Annotated in this window: 13 protein-coding genes and 1 other RNA gene; 6 read left to right on the top strand and 8 right to left on the bottom strand. The window is 67.4% G+C overall.

Features of this window, described 5'->3' with window-relative positions:
• Positions 1-29 precede the first annotated feature (29 nt).
• On the top strand, positions 30-1,049 hold the full coding sequence (locus tag NGM06_RS06495; protein WP_254269496.1) for a histone deacetylase family protein: 1,020 nt from the start codon (positions 30-32) through the stop codon (positions 1,047-1,049).
• A 10-nt stretch (positions 1,050-1,059) separates the two neighbouring features.
• Here the strand turns inward: NGM06_RS06495 and NGM06_RS06500 are convergent, their stop codons facing one another.
• Complete coding sequence (locus tag NGM06_RS06500) at positions 1,060-3,621, bottom strand: heavy metal translocating P-type ATPase (RefSeq protein ID WP_254269497.1); 2,562 nt, start codon at positions 3,619-3,621, stop codon at positions 1,060-1,062.
• Positions 3,622-4,042: 421 nt separating this feature from the next.
• Positions 4,043-4,447: RNase P RNA component (gene rnpB, locus NGM06_RS06505), an RNA gene on the bottom strand.
• Between the two features lie 195 nt (positions 4,448-4,642).
• Here rnpB and NGM06_RS06510 point away from each other — a divergent pair.
• Positions 4,643-5,245: a TIGR00296 family protein gene (locus NGM06_RS06510; RefSeq protein WP_163523704.1), complete on the top strand. Its 603-nt coding sequence runs from the start codon at positions 4,643-4,645 to the stop codon at positions 5,243-5,245.
• Positions 5,246-5,341: 96 nt separating this feature from the next.
• Here NGM06_RS06510 and NGM06_RS06515 read toward each other — a convergent pair whose 3' ends face one another.
• Positions 5,342-6,487, bottom strand: a complete 1,146-nt coding sequence (locus NGM06_RS06515; RefSeq protein ID WP_254269498.1) for a nicotinate phosphoribosyltransferase — start codon at positions 6,485-6,487, stop codon at positions 5,342-5,344.
• Between the two features lie 105 nt (positions 6,488-6,592).
• Positions 6,593-8,101 carry an Hvo_1808 family surface protein gene (locus tag NGM06_RS06520; RefSeq protein ID WP_254269499.1) on the bottom strand — a complete coding sequence of 503 codons (1,509 nt, stop codon included), beginning with the start codon at positions 8,099-8,101 and terminating at the stop codon, positions 6,593-6,595.
• Between the two features lie 148 nt (positions 8,102-8,249).
• Between NGM06_RS06520 and NGM06_RS06525 the strand changes: the two genes are divergently transcribed.
• Positions 8,250-8,822, top strand: coding sequence for a cysteine hydrolase family protein (locus tag NGM06_RS06525; RefSeq protein WP_254269500.1), 573 nt, complete (start codon positions 8,250-8,252; stop codon positions 8,820-8,822).
• Here NGM06_RS06525 and NGM06_RS06530 read toward each other — a convergent pair whose 3' ends face one another.
• On the bottom strand, positions 8,823-9,743 hold the full coding sequence (locus tag NGM06_RS06530) for a DUF8155 domain-containing protein (protein WP_379793319.1): 921 nt from the start codon (positions 9,741-9,743) through the stop codon (positions 8,823-8,825). It abuts the gene before it with no gap.
• On the opposite strand from NGM06_RS06530, the gene NGM06_RS06535 reads away from it, so the two are divergent.
• The 3 genes from NGM06_RS06535 to NGM06_RS06545 all read left to right on the top strand — a co-directional run bounded on the left by NGM06_RS06535 (position 9,742) and on the right by NGM06_RS06545 (position 12,251).
• Positions 9,742-10,446: a lipoate--protein ligase family protein gene (locus NGM06_RS06535; protein WP_254269501.1), complete on the top strand. Its 705-nt coding sequence runs from the start codon at positions 9,742-9,744 to the stop codon at positions 10,444-10,446. The two genes, NGM06_RS06530 and NGM06_RS06535, sit on opposite strands and share 2 nt — an antisense overlap.
• A gap of 74 nt (positions 10,447-10,520) precedes the next feature.
• Positions 10,521-10,781 carry a hypothetical protein gene (locus NGM06_RS06540; protein WP_254269502.1) on the top strand — a complete coding sequence of 87 codons (261 nt, stop codon included), beginning with the start codon at positions 10,521-10,523 and terminating at the stop codon, positions 10,779-10,781.
• A 144-nt stretch (positions 10,782-10,925) separates the two neighbouring features.
• The gene (locus NGM06_RS06545; RefSeq protein ID WP_254269503.1) at positions 10,926-12,251 is read left to right on the top strand and encodes a dihydroorotase; all 1,326 of its coding nucleotides are present in this window, start codon (positions 10,926-10,928) and stop codon (positions 12,249-12,251) included.
• 379 nt (positions 12,252-12,630) lie between these two features.
• On the opposite strand, the gene NGM06_RS24125 is transcribed toward NGM06_RS06545, so the two are convergent.
• The 3 genes from NGM06_RS24125 to NGM06_RS06555 form a co-directional block, all read right to left on the bottom strand.
• The gene (locus tag NGM06_RS24125; RefSeq protein WP_256568000.1) at positions 12,631-12,756 is read right to left on the bottom strand and encodes a hypothetical protein; all 126 of its coding nucleotides are present in this window, start codon (positions 12,754-12,756) and stop codon (positions 12,631-12,633) included.
• Positions 12,753-12,911, bottom strand: a complete 159-nt coding sequence (locus NGM06_RS06550; RefSeq protein WP_254269504.1) for a hypothetical protein — start codon at positions 12,909-12,911, stop codon at positions 12,753-12,755. Before NGM06_RS06550 ends, NGM06_RS24125 begins: the two co-directional genes overlap by 4 nt.
• Positions 12,912-12,981: 70 nt before the next feature.
• The gene (locus tag NGM06_RS06555) at positions 12,982-13,362 is read right to left on the bottom strand and encodes a DUF7268 family protein (RefSeq protein ID WP_254269505.1); all 381 of its coding nucleotides are present in this window, start codon (positions 13,360-13,362) and stop codon (positions 12,982-12,984) included.
• Position 13,363: the final 1 nt, after the last annotated feature.

Consider the following 13,363-nt stretch of genomic DNA (forward strand, 5'->3'; position numbering starts at 1 on the left):
CCCCGGTCGGGAGCGACCGACCCGTAATTATGAACTTCGGCTACAGCGAAACATGTCTCGCTCACGACACCGGCGAGCGCCACCCCGAAAATCCGGACCGACTCCGGGCCATCCAAGAGGGACTGGCGCGCAAGCACAGCGTCGAGTACGTAAACGCCGATAGCGCCACGCGGGACGGCGTCGAGGCGGTCCACGACCCCGACTACGTCGCGGAGTTCCGGGAGTTCTGCGAGTCGGGCGGCGGGAACTGGGACCCCGACACCGTGGCGGTCGCGGCGACGTGGGAGGCGGCGCTCAAGTCAGCCGGACTGGCCTGCTGGTCCGCGGAGACCGCCCTCGACGGCGACGACGGCCGAGACACCCCCTTCGCGCTCGGGCGGCCGCCGGGCCACCACGCGGTCGAAGACGACGCGATGGGATTCTGTTTCTTCAACAACGTCGCCGTCGCCGCCCGCCACGTCATCGACGCCGACGACACCGACGCCGCTCGGGTCGCCATCTTCGACTGGGACGTCCACCACGGAAACGGCACGCAGGACATCTTCTACGAGGCGGGCGACGTGTTCTACGCCTCGTTCCACGAGGAGGGTCTCTATCCGGGGACGGGCGAAGTCGAGGAGACCGGCGAGGGCGACGGGGCGGGGGCGACGCTCAACGTTCCGCTCCCCGCGGGCGCGGGCGACCCCGAGTACCGCGACGCCTTCGACGAACTGGTCGCTCCGGCGCTGCGCGACTTCGACCCGGACCTCCTGCTGGTGAGCGCAGGGTTCGACGCCCACCGCCACGACCCCATCTCCCGGATGCGGGTCTCGACGGACGGGTACGGGATGCTCACCGACCGCGTCCGCGACGCGGCCGCGGAGACCGACGCCGCCCTCGGGTTCGTCCTCGAAGGCGGGTACGGACTCGACACGCTGGCCGAGAGCGTGGCCGAAGTTCACGAGATTTTCGACGGCAAGCGCCCGCTGACGCCCGACGACGAGGCCAACGACGACGTGCGCGAACTAATCGAAGAAATTCGGAACTCCCATCCGGCGTTGGACGGGTAGCGACGGCGGTCTACTCCTCGGGTTCGACCCGCGCCAATCGCATCGCGTTACCCGTCACGCCCAGACTCATCCCCATGTCGCCGACGACGATGGCCACCGCCACCGAGACGAGTCCGAGGGGCGCACCCACCGCCAGCACCGCCTTGACCGCGAGACTGGCCCAGATGTTCTGCCGGATGACGCGGTTGGCTTTCCGCGAGAGTCGGTAGAGGTACGGCACTTTCCGGAGGTCGTCGCCGAGCAGGGCGATGTCGGCCGTCTCGATTGCGGTGTCCGTCCCGGCCGCGCCCATCGCCACTCCCACCGTGGCGGCGGCCAGCGCGGGCGCGTCGTTCACGCCGTCGCCGACCATCGCCACCGTGCCATGCTTCTCGGTCAGTTCCTCGACGGCCTCGACTTTCTGCGCCGGGAGGAGTTCGGCCCGGAACTCGTCCACGCCGACTTCTTCGGCCACCGCGCGAGCGGTGCCCTCGTTGTCGCCGGTCAGCATGACGCACTCGATGCCGAACTCCTGCAGGCGGGCGACCGTTCGGGCCGCGGCCGGGCGCACCTCGTCGGCGATGGCGAGGACGCCCTCCAGTTCGTCCTCGGTGCCGACGAGGACCACCGTCTTGCCCTCGCGCTGGAACCGGGGCACCACGTCCGCGAGCAGGTCGAGGCAGTCCTCGCGGTCGTCGCACTTGCTCCCGGCGGCCGCCTCCGCGACGACTTCGCCGCCGTCGGACCGGCGGTCCGACGAGGCTCGCGAACCGGTGGTTCGCTCACCGCCGTCCGTCGAGAGGTGGACGTGGCCCAAGTCGAACCCGAGTTCCTCGAAGAGGGCGGGCTTTCCGGCGTAGTGGGTCACGCCGCCGAGGTCGGCCCGGACGCCCTTCCCGGTCAGACTCTCGAAGTTCTCGATGGGTCTGTCCTCGCCCGCCTCGTCGTGGGGGTCGCTGGTCTCGTGAGCGTACGCCACGATGGCCTGCGCGATGGGGTGTTCGCTCCGGCGTTCGAGGTCGTGCGCGCAGTGGAGCAGTTCGGACTCGTCGGTACCGTTGAGCGGGACCGCGTCGGTCACCGCGAGGTTCCCCTCGGTCAGCGTCCCGGTCTTGTCGAAGGCGACGGCCTCGACCGCGCCCATGGATTCGAGGTGCGGGCCGCCCTTCACGAGGACGCCGTTCCGGGCCGCGCTCGTGACGCCCGAGACGACCGAGACGGGCGTCGAGATGACGAACGCGCACGGACAGGCCACCACGAGCAGCGTGAGACCGCGGACGAACCACTCGCGGAAGGGACCGTCGAGCAGGAGGGGCGGCCCGAAGGCGGTCAGCAGGGCCGCGACGACGATGACCGGCGTGTAGTAGGACGCGAACGTCTCGATGAACTGCTCGCGGTCGGTCCGGTCGCGCTGGGCGTCGCCGACCAACTCGATGACCTGCGAGAGGGTGGTCTCGTCGGCCTCCGCGGTCGCCTCGACTTCGAGGTAGCCCTCCTCGTTGACCGTCCCGGCGTACACCTCGTCGCCGAGCGACTTGTCCACGGGGACGCTCTCGCCCGTGATTGGGGCCTGATTCACGGCGCTCGTTCCCTCCAGCACGTCGCCGTCGACGGGAATCTTCTCGCCGGGGCGGACGACGACCGTCTCGCCGACCGCGACGTCCTCGACGGGGACGGTCTCCTCTCGGACGCCGCCGCCGCTCGCATCACTGCGTTTGACGGTCGCGGTGTCGGGCGAGAGGTCCATCAGTTCCCGGACCGAGTTCCGGGCGCGGTCCATCGAGAAGCGTTCGAGGAGTTCGGCCACGCTGTAGAGCACGGCCAGCGTCGCGGCCTCGAAGTAGAGGCCGACCGCCACCGCGGCGAGGACGCCGACGCCCATCAGCAGGTCGATGTCGAGGCTCAGGTTCTTCGCGGAGTAGTAGCCGTTCCGCAGAATCTCCTGTCCCGCGACCCCGGCAGCGAGCAGGAGCAGCACCGAGGAGACGTGGAACTCGCGGCCCACCGCGGAGAACAGCAGCGCGTCGGCGCCGGTCAGCAGGAATTCGAGGACGAGTCCCGCGAGCATGAGGACGCCGCCGGTCCACGTCTTGAGCGCGCGCGGACTCGTCCAGACTTCGGCCGATTCGGCCACGTCGGGGCCGCTGCCCTCGCTCGTCGCGCCTTCGACCTCGTAGCCCGCGGCCTCCACGGCCGCGACGACTCGCTCGCGGTCGGCGTCGCCGGTCACGAGGACTTCGCCGGTCGCTGGCCGGGTCTCGTACTCGACGCCCGCCACGCCGTCGAGGGCGTTCCCGACCTTGCCCGCACAGGAGGGGCAGTCCATCTCGGGCACCGACAGTCGGAGTTCTCGGTCGGTTCCGGTCTCGCCTTCGACCGCGTACCCGGCGGCTTCCACGCGCTCGCGGACGGCCGCGAGGTCGGTCGATTCGCCGTCGTAGGTGACCGTGAGCGTGCCGGTCGTCGGTGCCGGGTCGATGTCGCGCACGCCGTCGAGTCGCTCGACGCTGCCGGTCACCTTCCCGGCGCAGGACGGGCAGTCCATCTCGGGGACGGATACCCGGACTGTCCGTTCGCGTTCGTCTGTCGTCATTGGTCGCTAGTAGTCGTCGAAGCGTTATTAATTGCTCTGTCAGTAAACCGGTCTAGACTAGGAGTTATTAACAACTAAGGCCGATTCAGTTATTAAAACCGCGGTAATCGCGTGTTCTATCATATTATGTGCACGTTTCCGGTGGCACGGAACAGTTCAGCAGCGTTCATTGCGTTACGCATCGGTCGTAATCGCAAACAATACCGAACCATCTGTCCGTATTATTGTGAAAGGCTCCCAAGTGAAGGCTGATGAGCGCCATCGAGATGGGAGTCGAGATGAGCGTCCTGAAGATCGGGGCCGCCGTCACGGTGGTAGCCGCCGAGATACTCGGGGCACTCGCGCTCCTGATCGTCGCACTGGGGTAGCACGCGACGGCGGGACGAAACGAGACACCTGCGGTGCTGTTCGTACTGAAAGCGGCTGAGGGGAGTAAGCCCCCTTCTGTTCGTCCGAGTATTCGGCTGAGCGTCCGCGCGGTCGTCCGGGCTACCTAATCCGCGCGGACTTGCACCGGCGAGGATTCGCCGTTCCATCCGTTCTCTCCCGTCCGCGCACTGGCAGTGCCAGCACGCTCGCGCGGCGATTCGTCCGCCGCGCGTCCCTCGGTGGGTCAACTCCCCGTTCCTTTACTCGGCGCGAGCCTTCGTTCGGTTCGGGTTCGCGCACCTCATCGGTCGAGGAGAGCGGTCTCGTTTCTGTTCCAGAGCCAGCGGTCTCCCGCTCCGGACTTGCGTCCGGTCGCCCGCCCGGACGGTGGGGGGACTTTCCTCACGCGGGCACCGGCGAGTGCCGACGCCCCCGCGGGAACTCGGCTCCCTCTGCCACCCTATCGTAGCCCCCGGTCGGGTTTAAGAAGTTCGGTGGAACGGTCGGAACGCCCGCCGAAACAGGCCGTTATCCGGCAGGAACACTGTCGTTACGCCCTGATAACCGCTCCCACATGAAACGTAGTGGGACGTTTCTGCGTTTAGTATTGAAGGGAAGACTTGAAGGTACTTCCTGCCTAATGAATTTGTGTATGGCACAGGCTCAGGCAGTGACTCTTTCCTACGAGGATGGTACGCGGGCCGTAGAACTCGCACGCGAATCCGTCGAATCCTACGTTATCAACGGGCAACGCGAACAGCCCGGTAGCATGCGCGAAGCGTTCTACGCTCGAACCGGAGTGTTCGTCCGTCTCTCCTCGACGCGGGGACGCGGCCGTCTCCGAGGATGCGACGGTGCGTACGAAGGCACCGACCAACTCGGCCACCTCATCGTGGACTCGGCCATCAGCGCCGCGAGCGACACCTCGTGCGGTTCCGAAGTGGAGGAAGCCGAACTTCCCAACCTGAAAATCTCGGTCTGCGTCGTCCGTGATACCCAGTTCTCGGAGGACCCGGTGGAGGACATCGAACTCGGCACGCACGGCGTCGCAATCGAAGGTCGGGGCGAGCAGGCGTGGATGTACCCGACGCTCCCCATCGAGAACGAGTGGAGCGTCTTCGAGTACCTCGACCGGACCTGCCGGAAAGCCGGACTCCCGAAGGGCGCGTGGGAAGACGACGACGTGATGGTGACGCTGTTCGACGGGCAGGTCTTCAGCGAGCGCGAACCCGAAGGAACGGTCGAAGAACTGTAGAAGCCGTCCTTTCCCATACTTACGTCTCGTTGGCCTCTCGTCTGCAGACCCGTCTGAACCTCACGACGGAAGCGGTCGGCAGAGAGAACCGTCCAGTTACTCCCGGAACCCGACCAGTTCGGCGTCCTCCAGCGCGCGCTCGGCGGCCTCGTCCACGTCGAACTCTCGGACGATTTCGCCGTCCCGAATCAGGGGTTCCAGCAGCGGTTCGCCGTCTTCGGGGTCCGCGCGGTCCGCGAGTCCGACGTGGTGGCCGCCGTCGGGCGTCCGGAACACCTGCTTCGTCCCGGAGAGTTTGCCGCGCTTGGAGGCGAGTTCGCCGTCGAGTTTCACGATGTCGAGCGCGAAGTCCAGCGGGTCGGCGTTGCTGACGTGGCCGCCGACGCCGAACCCGTCGGCGACGTCCCGGAGGGTCCGGAGATTCTCGGGACCGAGTCCGCCGCTGACGAATATCTCCACGTCCTCGTGGCCGCGGGCGTCGAGTTCCCACCGCACCTCCCGAACGATGTGTCGGAAGTCGCCGCGCCGGGAACTCGTCGTGTCGAGGCGCACCCCGTCGAGGGCCTCGCCCAGCGCCTCCGCGGCGCGGATGCTCTCGTCTTTCTCGTCGGAGTAGGTGTCGCAGATGGCGATGCGGGGGACGTCGGGGTCCACCGACTCGTCGAACGCCTCCCACGCGGTCTCTTGGTCGCCGAAGGCGATGACCAGCGCGTGGGGCATCGTCCCGCTGGCCTCTCGGCCCAGAACCTCGCCCGCCGCGACGTGCGAGAAGCCGTCGAGTCCGGCGACGAGCGCCCCCCGCTCCACGACGGCCGCGAGCGACGGGTGGACGTGGCGCGCGCCGAAACTCAGCACCGACGAGTCCGGGGCGGCCCGGCGGGCCTCCAGCGCCGCGGTGGCGATTCCGCTCTGGTGGGAGAGCAGTCCCAGCAGCGAAGTCTCGTACCGCGCGAAGTCGAGGTAGTCGCCTTCGATTCGCATCACCGGACCGCCGTCGAACAATCGGCCCTCGCGCACGGCGTCCACGTCCACGGGGATTCCTTCGAGCAGGTTGGCGGCGTCTTTCACGCCCGCCAACAGGTCGAACTCGCCGGATGGGAACTGGTCCTGCGTCACTTCCGCCACGACGCGGGGGTTCCGGTCGGCGGCCTCCAGCGTCTCCTCGGTCCGCAGGAAGTAGGCGTCGGTCGCCGTCCCGTCACGGATGGCCGACTCCGAGACAACGTCGAATCCACCGCTCATCGCCACCACCTCGGGTGAGTCATGGGCGGACGTACCCGCGCCGAAGCGAAAAAGGTCCCGTTTACTGGCCGTCGAAAAGGAGGAACCGCGGTCAGTACGGGTCGCTTACTGCGTCGGTGCTGCGCCCCGCCGAACGTCCGAGAGGTCCGAGACCGACGGCGCGTTCACGACGACGACCGTGTCGCCCTGCTGGCGGACGTAGAAGGCGTCGGCGAACTCGTTGCCCTCGATGCGCCACGTGTTCGCGCGACCGTCCACCTTCGTCGCGTCGTTGTACTTCAGCACCTTTCGGTAGCCCTCCGCGAACTCCCGAGCGTCCTGCTCGGAGTCCCAGACGGACTTCCAGACGTACCCGGTCTCGTTGACCGCCGCGGCGTCGTTGGTGTAGACGGCGAGTTTGTCGCCGTCCCACCCGGTCGAGTAGGTGCTGTTGTAGTTCAGCGGGTCGAACTCACGAATCTGGTCGCTGCCCTGCTTCATGTTGAAGAACTGCGTGGCCGGGACGACCTGCGTCCGGCCCTGACTCGCGTAGTAGGGATAGACGAACATCGCGAAGATACCGGCCTCGCCGACGCTACCGTAGTTGGGGCGGTTCTGCACTTTCAATCGCTCCCAGCCGTTACTGGCCCGGTTCTCCACGGTGAACTCCGCGGGGGCGTCCGTGCCGTACTTGTCGGGGTGGATGACCTGCTCGGTACTCTCCGGCGGGTTCTCGTAGAGGTCGTTGACCGCCTCCCAGCCACCTCTCCTGTGGACGCCGCGAACGAACGGCGGACCGTCGCTGTAGGGTTGGTACTTGATGAGGTACGGTCCGATGTTGGCGAGACCGCTCCCCGACCCGGCGGTCGATTCGGGGGTCAGGCAGTCGCCGTTCCACTCGTTCTTGCAACGCTGGGAGTAGAGGTGGTCCACGTAGTTACCGTCGCCTTCGATGATGCCGTCCTTCGCGTTGTGGAGTTCGCGCGTGGACTGGTTGAACCCCGAGAGGTCGAACTTCTGGTCCTGAAGCGCGTGGAACAGTTCCTGCGAGAGCGTAATCTCGTCGAGTTTGGGCGTCGTCGCGTTCTCGGAGATGACGACGATTTTCTCCTCGCCCGGACTGTAGAATCCGCCGACCGACGACCCGGAGTTGCTGTTCTGGACCGCGAGGGAGTCGGTCGATTCGTTGATCATGAACAGCGATTCGTACTTCACGTTGTCGAGCAGCCGCCGGTCGTCGGGCGTCGAACCGTTGGACTGGCGCGACCGGAACTCGTCGCGGGTCACGATGTCCACGGGGACCTGCGCTTCGAATTCGAGTTCGCGGACTCGTTCGACGCGGGCCATCGAGCGGGCGACCGTCTCGTTGAGTTCGGTCGCGTTCAACCCGTCGTCGGGGTTCACGTCGATGGTCTCGTTGTACCAGTAGCCCGCCTCCCACCCCAGCACGTCGGACTCTGGGTCGTCGGGCTTGACGACCTGCTGGCCCGATTGGTCGTCCGTCCCCGAACCGGGCTGGGTCGTCGCTCCCGTCACGTCGTCCGTCGTATCGGTCGTCGTTCCCGCGCCGGGAGCCTGCGAACACCCCGCGACGACGAGCATCAGAGCGACCGCGATTGCGATAGTCGTACGCATTTCCTGTGACCGTGACGTGGGTCTACACCGACAAAAACCTCTTGATGAAACGGTGAAACGAACCTGCGCGCCGAGCGGCGTCGATTGCCGGTGAAACGCGACCGGACTGTCAGCAAACGTTTTCGGCGACGAGTGACTACTATCGGACATGAGCTTCGACCCGGATTCGACCGCCGTCGTGGTCGTGGACATGCAGAACGGCTTCTGTCACCCCGACGGGAGCCTCCACGCACCCGCCAGCGAGGACGCAATCGCCGACGTGACCGACGTGGTCTCCGCCGCGCGCGACGCGGGCGCGTCGGTCGTCTACACCCGCGACGTCCACCCGCCCGAGCAGTTCGAGGGCAACCACTACTACGACGAGTTCGAGCGCTGGGGCGAACACGTCCTCGAAGACTCGTGGGACGCCGAACTGGTCGCGGACCTCGACGTCCGCGACGAGGACCACGTCGTGACGAAGCACACGTACGACGCCTTCTACCGCACGGACCTCGAAGGACACCTCGACGCGCACGGAATCGACGACCTGCTGCTCTGCGGGACGCTGGCGAACGTCTGCGTCCTCCACACCGCGGGGAGCGCGGGGCTTCGGGACTACCGGCCCGTCGTCGTCGAGGACGCGCTGGGCTACATCGAAGAAGACCACAAGGAGTACGCGGTCGAACACTCGGACTTCCTGTTCGGCGAACTGACGACGAAAGACGAAATCGAGTTCGAGTAATCAGCGAACTTCGACGTCCACCGTTTCTCCCACCTCGAACTCGGTGTCGGGGCAGACGAGTTTCGCGCCGAGCGCCTCCCGAGCGACGAACAGCGAGAGACCGGTAATCGGGGTTCCGTTCGCCAACACCGTCACGTCGTCCCACGCAATCGTCCGGCCCTCGGCGGTGCCGACCTGCCGACCCGCGAGCGAGACCGGCCCGTCGCCGCCCGTTCCGCGGAGAATCCCGCCGCCGTCGTAGTGGGGGAGTCCGCCGTCGAGAATCCCACCGCTTTCTGCGGAGATTCCCGCGAACCGCTCGCCCGGCGCTGGGTGGTCGGGCGCGTCGAGGACGGCGAAGGTGTCGCCCGCCGCGACGACCGTCCCCCGGCCGTCCCACGCGACGCCCGCGAGTTCGACTTCCGGCGCTATCTCGACCGGGAGCGACCCCGACGCCCGGTAGGGGTTCGCGTCGAGCGACCGAAAGCCGAGGTGGATGTGGTTGTCCACCCACGGCGCGAAGAACCCCGAGCGCACCATCTCGCCGAGCGAGTCGCCCACCGCCACCTCGTCGCCGGGTTCGACCGTTGGTTCGACGTGGAGGATTCGGGCGAGGTACTCGCCAGTCTCTATGACGACGAGGTGGTCGTGTTCCACGGCGTAGTCCTTCGGCGGCGCGGAGACCGTCCGCGTCGTCACGACTTCGCCCGCGACGGGACTCGGCGCGGCGGTTTCACGGGTCTCGTGGTCGTCTCCGGTCTCACGCCAGTCGCCCTCGTGCGGGTAGAGGTCGATAGCGCACCCCTCGTCGTGGGCGGCGTAGGGCGAGTTGTAGAGCGAGAACCGCGGGAACCGTTCTAGCGTCTCGGGACCGACCGTGACCATCGTCCGCGTCTCGGAGACGCGAGGGTTTAGGTACTCCGGATGTGAAAGGGCGGGCATGCGCGTACTCCGCGGCCGGGCGGCCGACCGGGACGCCGACCGCGAAGTCGTCGCCCGACTGCTCGAACAGGTGGCCGAGGACGGTGAAGCGGCGGTCCGGGCGTGGCGCCCCCACCGCCAACTCGCGTTCGGCCGACGCGACTCCCGGGCCGACGGCTACGAGGCGGCCACGGCGGTGGCCGCCGACCACGACTTCCCCCCGGTCGAGCGGTCCGTCGGCGGCCGAGCGGTCGCCTACACCGGGAACACCGTCGCGTTCGCCAAGGTCCTCCCCTTGGAGGACATGCGCGTCGGGATGGACGAACGCTACGAGCGAGTGACGCGGGCGGTCCAGCGCGCGCTGTGGCACCTCGGCGTCCCGGCGTCCCGCGGCGAACCCGAGGCGAGTTTCTGTCCGGGCGACTACTCGCTCCAGCGCGACGGGAAACTCGTCGGCGTGGCCCAGCGCGTCCGGAAGAACGCCGCGCTGGTCTCGGGCGTCGTCATCGCGTGTGACCGCGAGGAAATCGCCGACGTTCTCGACCCGGTGTACGACGGCCTCGACATGCCCTTCGACCCGGAGTCGGTCGGGAGCGTCGCCGACGCGGGCGGCAACGGCGACCCCGACGAGGTGGCCCGGACCGTCGAGGAACTGCTGGTCGGCGACGCCGAGACCGAAGTCGTGTCGGTTCCCGACGTCGCAGACGCCGAGACTGCCGACTGACGCGATTCTCAGACGCGGTTCGTCGACTGGAGACAGGAGAACGTTTATCGGAGGCCGATTCGAATCGGGAGCGGGTGACTCGCATGCTCGGAACGGCCCTCTTCGGCTTCTTCGGCGTTACCTTGCTGATTTCTGGCTGTTACGGACTGTGGCTAACCGCGCGAGGGAGCCACGAGGCCCTCGACCCGGGCTGGCGGTTCCGACCGTTGTTCAGATTCGTGGGCTTGTACGACAGCACCGTCGCCCGCCGGGCGTTCTGGTTCGTCGGCGCGGTTTCGATGCTCGTCAGCAGCGTCTTCTTCACGTTCATGGCCGTCTGGTCGTACCGCGCGTGACTCCTCGAACCGCGGAACGGAGAGCGGGACTACCGACTGCCAGACCGAACTGGGGGACTACCGACTCCCGGCCCGAGAACCCGCGGTCCGGGGACTCGTAATCGGGACGCTTAGGACGCCCACCCTCGAACTGCCCGACGACTAATGCTCACTATACGGAACGCGACGCTCGCGGACGGCCGACAGGTAGACGTGCGCATCGACACGTCCGCGGGCCGCATCGCGGGCGTCGGTTCGACGCTCACGGAGTCCGGCGACTCCATCGACGCCACCGGCAAACTCCTCCTCCCGGGGATGATAGACGCGCACGTCCACTTCCGACAACCCGGCTTCGACCACAAGGAGACGTGGGAGACCGGAAGCAGGTCGGCCGCGGCGGGCGGCGTGACCACCGTGGTGGACCAACCGAACACCGACCCGCCGACCGTGGACGGCGACGCCTTCGACCGGAAGGCCGACCTCGCGGCAGACTCCTACGTCGATTACGGCATCAACGGCGGCGTGACGCCCGACTGGGACCCCGACGAACTGTTCGACCGGCCCGTGCTGGCGCTCGGCGAGGTGTTCCTCGCGGACTCGACCGGCGAGATGGGCATCGAGGAGGACCTGTTCCGGGAGGCCGTCGAGCGCGCGACAGACGAGTACCGGGTCGTGACGGTCCACGCCGAGGACGCCGACCTGTTCTCGGAGGCGGCCAGAGAGCGCGACGGCGACGACTACGACGCGTGGAGCGCCTACCGGACCGCGGAGGCCGAGGCCGCCGCGGTCGAGCGCGCGGTCGAAATCGGCGCGGAGGCCGACGCCAGTATCCACGTCGCACACACCAGTACGCCCGAGGGCGTGGACGCCGCGACGGCGGGCGGCGCGACCTGCGAGGTGACGCCCCACCACCTCTTCCTCTCGCGCGAGGACTACGACGAGTTGGGCACCTTCGGCCGGATGAACCCGCCGCTCCGGAGCGAGGACCGCCGGGAGGCCCTGTTCGAGCGCGTCGCCGACGGGACGGTCGATATGGTCGCCACCGACCACGCGCCCCACACCCGCGAGGAGAAGGACGCGAGCGTCTGGGACGCACCGAGCGGGGTGCCCGGCGTCGAGACGGCCTTGCCGCTCCTGCTCGAAGAAGCTCGAAAAGAGAACCTGAGTTACGAGCGCGTCCGGGACCTGACCGCGGCCAACCCCGCCGACGTGTTCGGCCTGACCCGGAAGGGAGCGGTCGAGCAGGGACTGATAGCCGACCTCGTGTTGGTGGACCCCGACGACTCCAGCGAGATTCGCGGCGAGGACCTCCACTCGAAGTGCGGGTGGACGCCGTTCGAGGGAATGGCCGGCGTCTTCCCCGAGTTGACGATGGTCCGCGGAAGCGTGGTCTGGGCCGACGAGGAGTCGCCACTGGTCCCGCCCGGCGGAACCGACGAGTCCGCCGACGGCGAGTTCGGCGACCCGGTCGGACGGAACGTCCGGGGGTGAGTGCGACTCGCGTCCGTCGGAAGCAGACGATTCTCAAACTGACCGGGGAATATTGAATGGATTGTTGCCGCCCGTCTAACTTTCCACTCGAATTCGATACGAACGTCTATTTTTATGGCGAAGAATGGAAATAGTTGCCTACACAGTCGCCATTATATTGAAATCCGGCATAGAATGTGTTGTCGGCGGACCCCCGCCGACTGATGCACCGCTACTCGAACGCAACCGAAGGGTACTCGTCCGCCAACGGAACCTGCGACGGGGACGCTTGCTCGGCATCTCCCGTCGTCGCTTTTCGGCCGACTCGTTCGGCCACCACCATGGTATCTGCCGGTCTGATACGCTCGGGCACGCCCAAGCGCTGTCGGGTCTCCGAGAGTCAGACCGACGACCTCTCACCGCTGGATGCGGCCGCGGAGCTATCGCTGACTCTCGACACGGCGAACACCTGTTCGGGGGCTTTCTGCATCGCGCCCTGTAGCCGGGGGTCTGGCGGCCGCGTCACACCACGCCGTCGCGGACGACCGGCGCGAACGCGTACCCGAGCGCGCTGAGTAGCAGAACCGCGGCGAACGCCCGGCCCGGTTCCACGGAGGCCTGCCACGCGACCACCCCGACGCCGAGTGCGACGGCGACGGCTTGGCGAGTCGTCTCGTTCACGGCAGAAGCGACGACCGCCCGGGTCTAAGGTCGAACGGTTATTATTGCTGCTACGGCGAAGAAATGATCGTCAGACGACGTTCGCCAGCACCGCCGTCCCGACGCTGACGCCGACCATCCCGCCGACGCCGACGCCGCCCAGGACCGCCATCGCCTGCCGAGAGTCGGCCGCCGACCAGTCCGAGCGCCCGCCGAGGTGCTTCTGGAAGTTCTCCATCCCTCGCCCGGCGAACATCGACCCCGACCACCCGAGCAGCGAGAAGCCGAAGACGAGCGCCGCGAGCGCGAACAACTTCTCGCTGGCGAACTGCAGCGTCTCGCCAGCGACGACGACGGCCACGAGGCCGAACGCGCCGAGGGCGGCACCCAACAGCGCCGCACGCCAGACCTCGCGGGCGCGCTCGCGAAGCCCCGACGAGCTGTCGCCGTCGGACGGTTCAGCCGAGGACATC

This window comes from Halorussus aquaticus, from assembly GCF_024218795.1.
In the GTDB taxonomy this organism is placed as follows: Archaea; Halobacteriota; Halobacteria; order Halobacteriales; family Haladaptataceae; genus Halorussus; species Halorussus aquaticus.

Excerpts from the sequence above, each read along its gene's own strand:
- NGM06_RS06495 (WP_254269496.1), top strand. The coding sequence starts at position 30 with ATGAACTTCGGCTACAGCGAAACATGTCTCGCTCACGACACCGGCGAG.
- NGM06_RS06500 (WP_254269497.1), bottom strand. The coding sequence starts at position 3,621 with ATGACGACAGACGAACGCGAACGGACAGTCCGGGTATCCGTCCCCGAG.
- NGM06_RS06510 (WP_163523704.1), top strand. The coding sequence starts at position 4,643 with ATGGCACAGGCTCAGGCAGTGACTCTTTCCTACGAGGATGGTACGCGG.
- NGM06_RS06515 (WP_254269498.1), bottom strand. The coding sequence starts at position 6,487 with ATGAGCGGTGGATTCGACGTTGTCTCGGAGTCGGCCATCCGTGACGGG.
- NGM06_RS06520 (WP_254269499.1), bottom strand. The coding sequence starts at position 8,101 with ATGCGTACGACTATCGCAATCGCGGTCGCTCTGATGCTCGTCGTCGCG.
- NGM06_RS06525 (WP_254269500.1), top strand. The coding sequence starts at position 8,250 with ATGAGCTTCGACCCGGATTCGACCGCCGTCGTGGTCGTGGACATGCAG.
- NGM06_RS06535 (WP_254269501.1), top strand. The coding sequence starts at position 9,742 with ATGCGCGTACTCCGCGGCCGGGCGGCCGACCGGGACGCCGACCGCGAA.
- NGM06_RS06530 (WP_379793319.1), bottom strand. The coding sequence starts at position 9,743 with ATGCCCGCCCTTTCACATCCGGAGTACCTAAACCCTCGCGTCTCCGAG.
- NGM06_RS06545 (WP_254269503.1), top strand. The coding sequence starts at position 10,926 with ATGCTCACTATACGGAACGCGACGCTCGCGGACGGCCGACAGGTAGAC.
- NGM06_RS06555 (WP_254269505.1), bottom strand. The coding sequence starts at position 13,362 with ATGTCCTCGGCTGAACCGTCCGACGGCGACAGCTCGTCGGGGCTTCGC.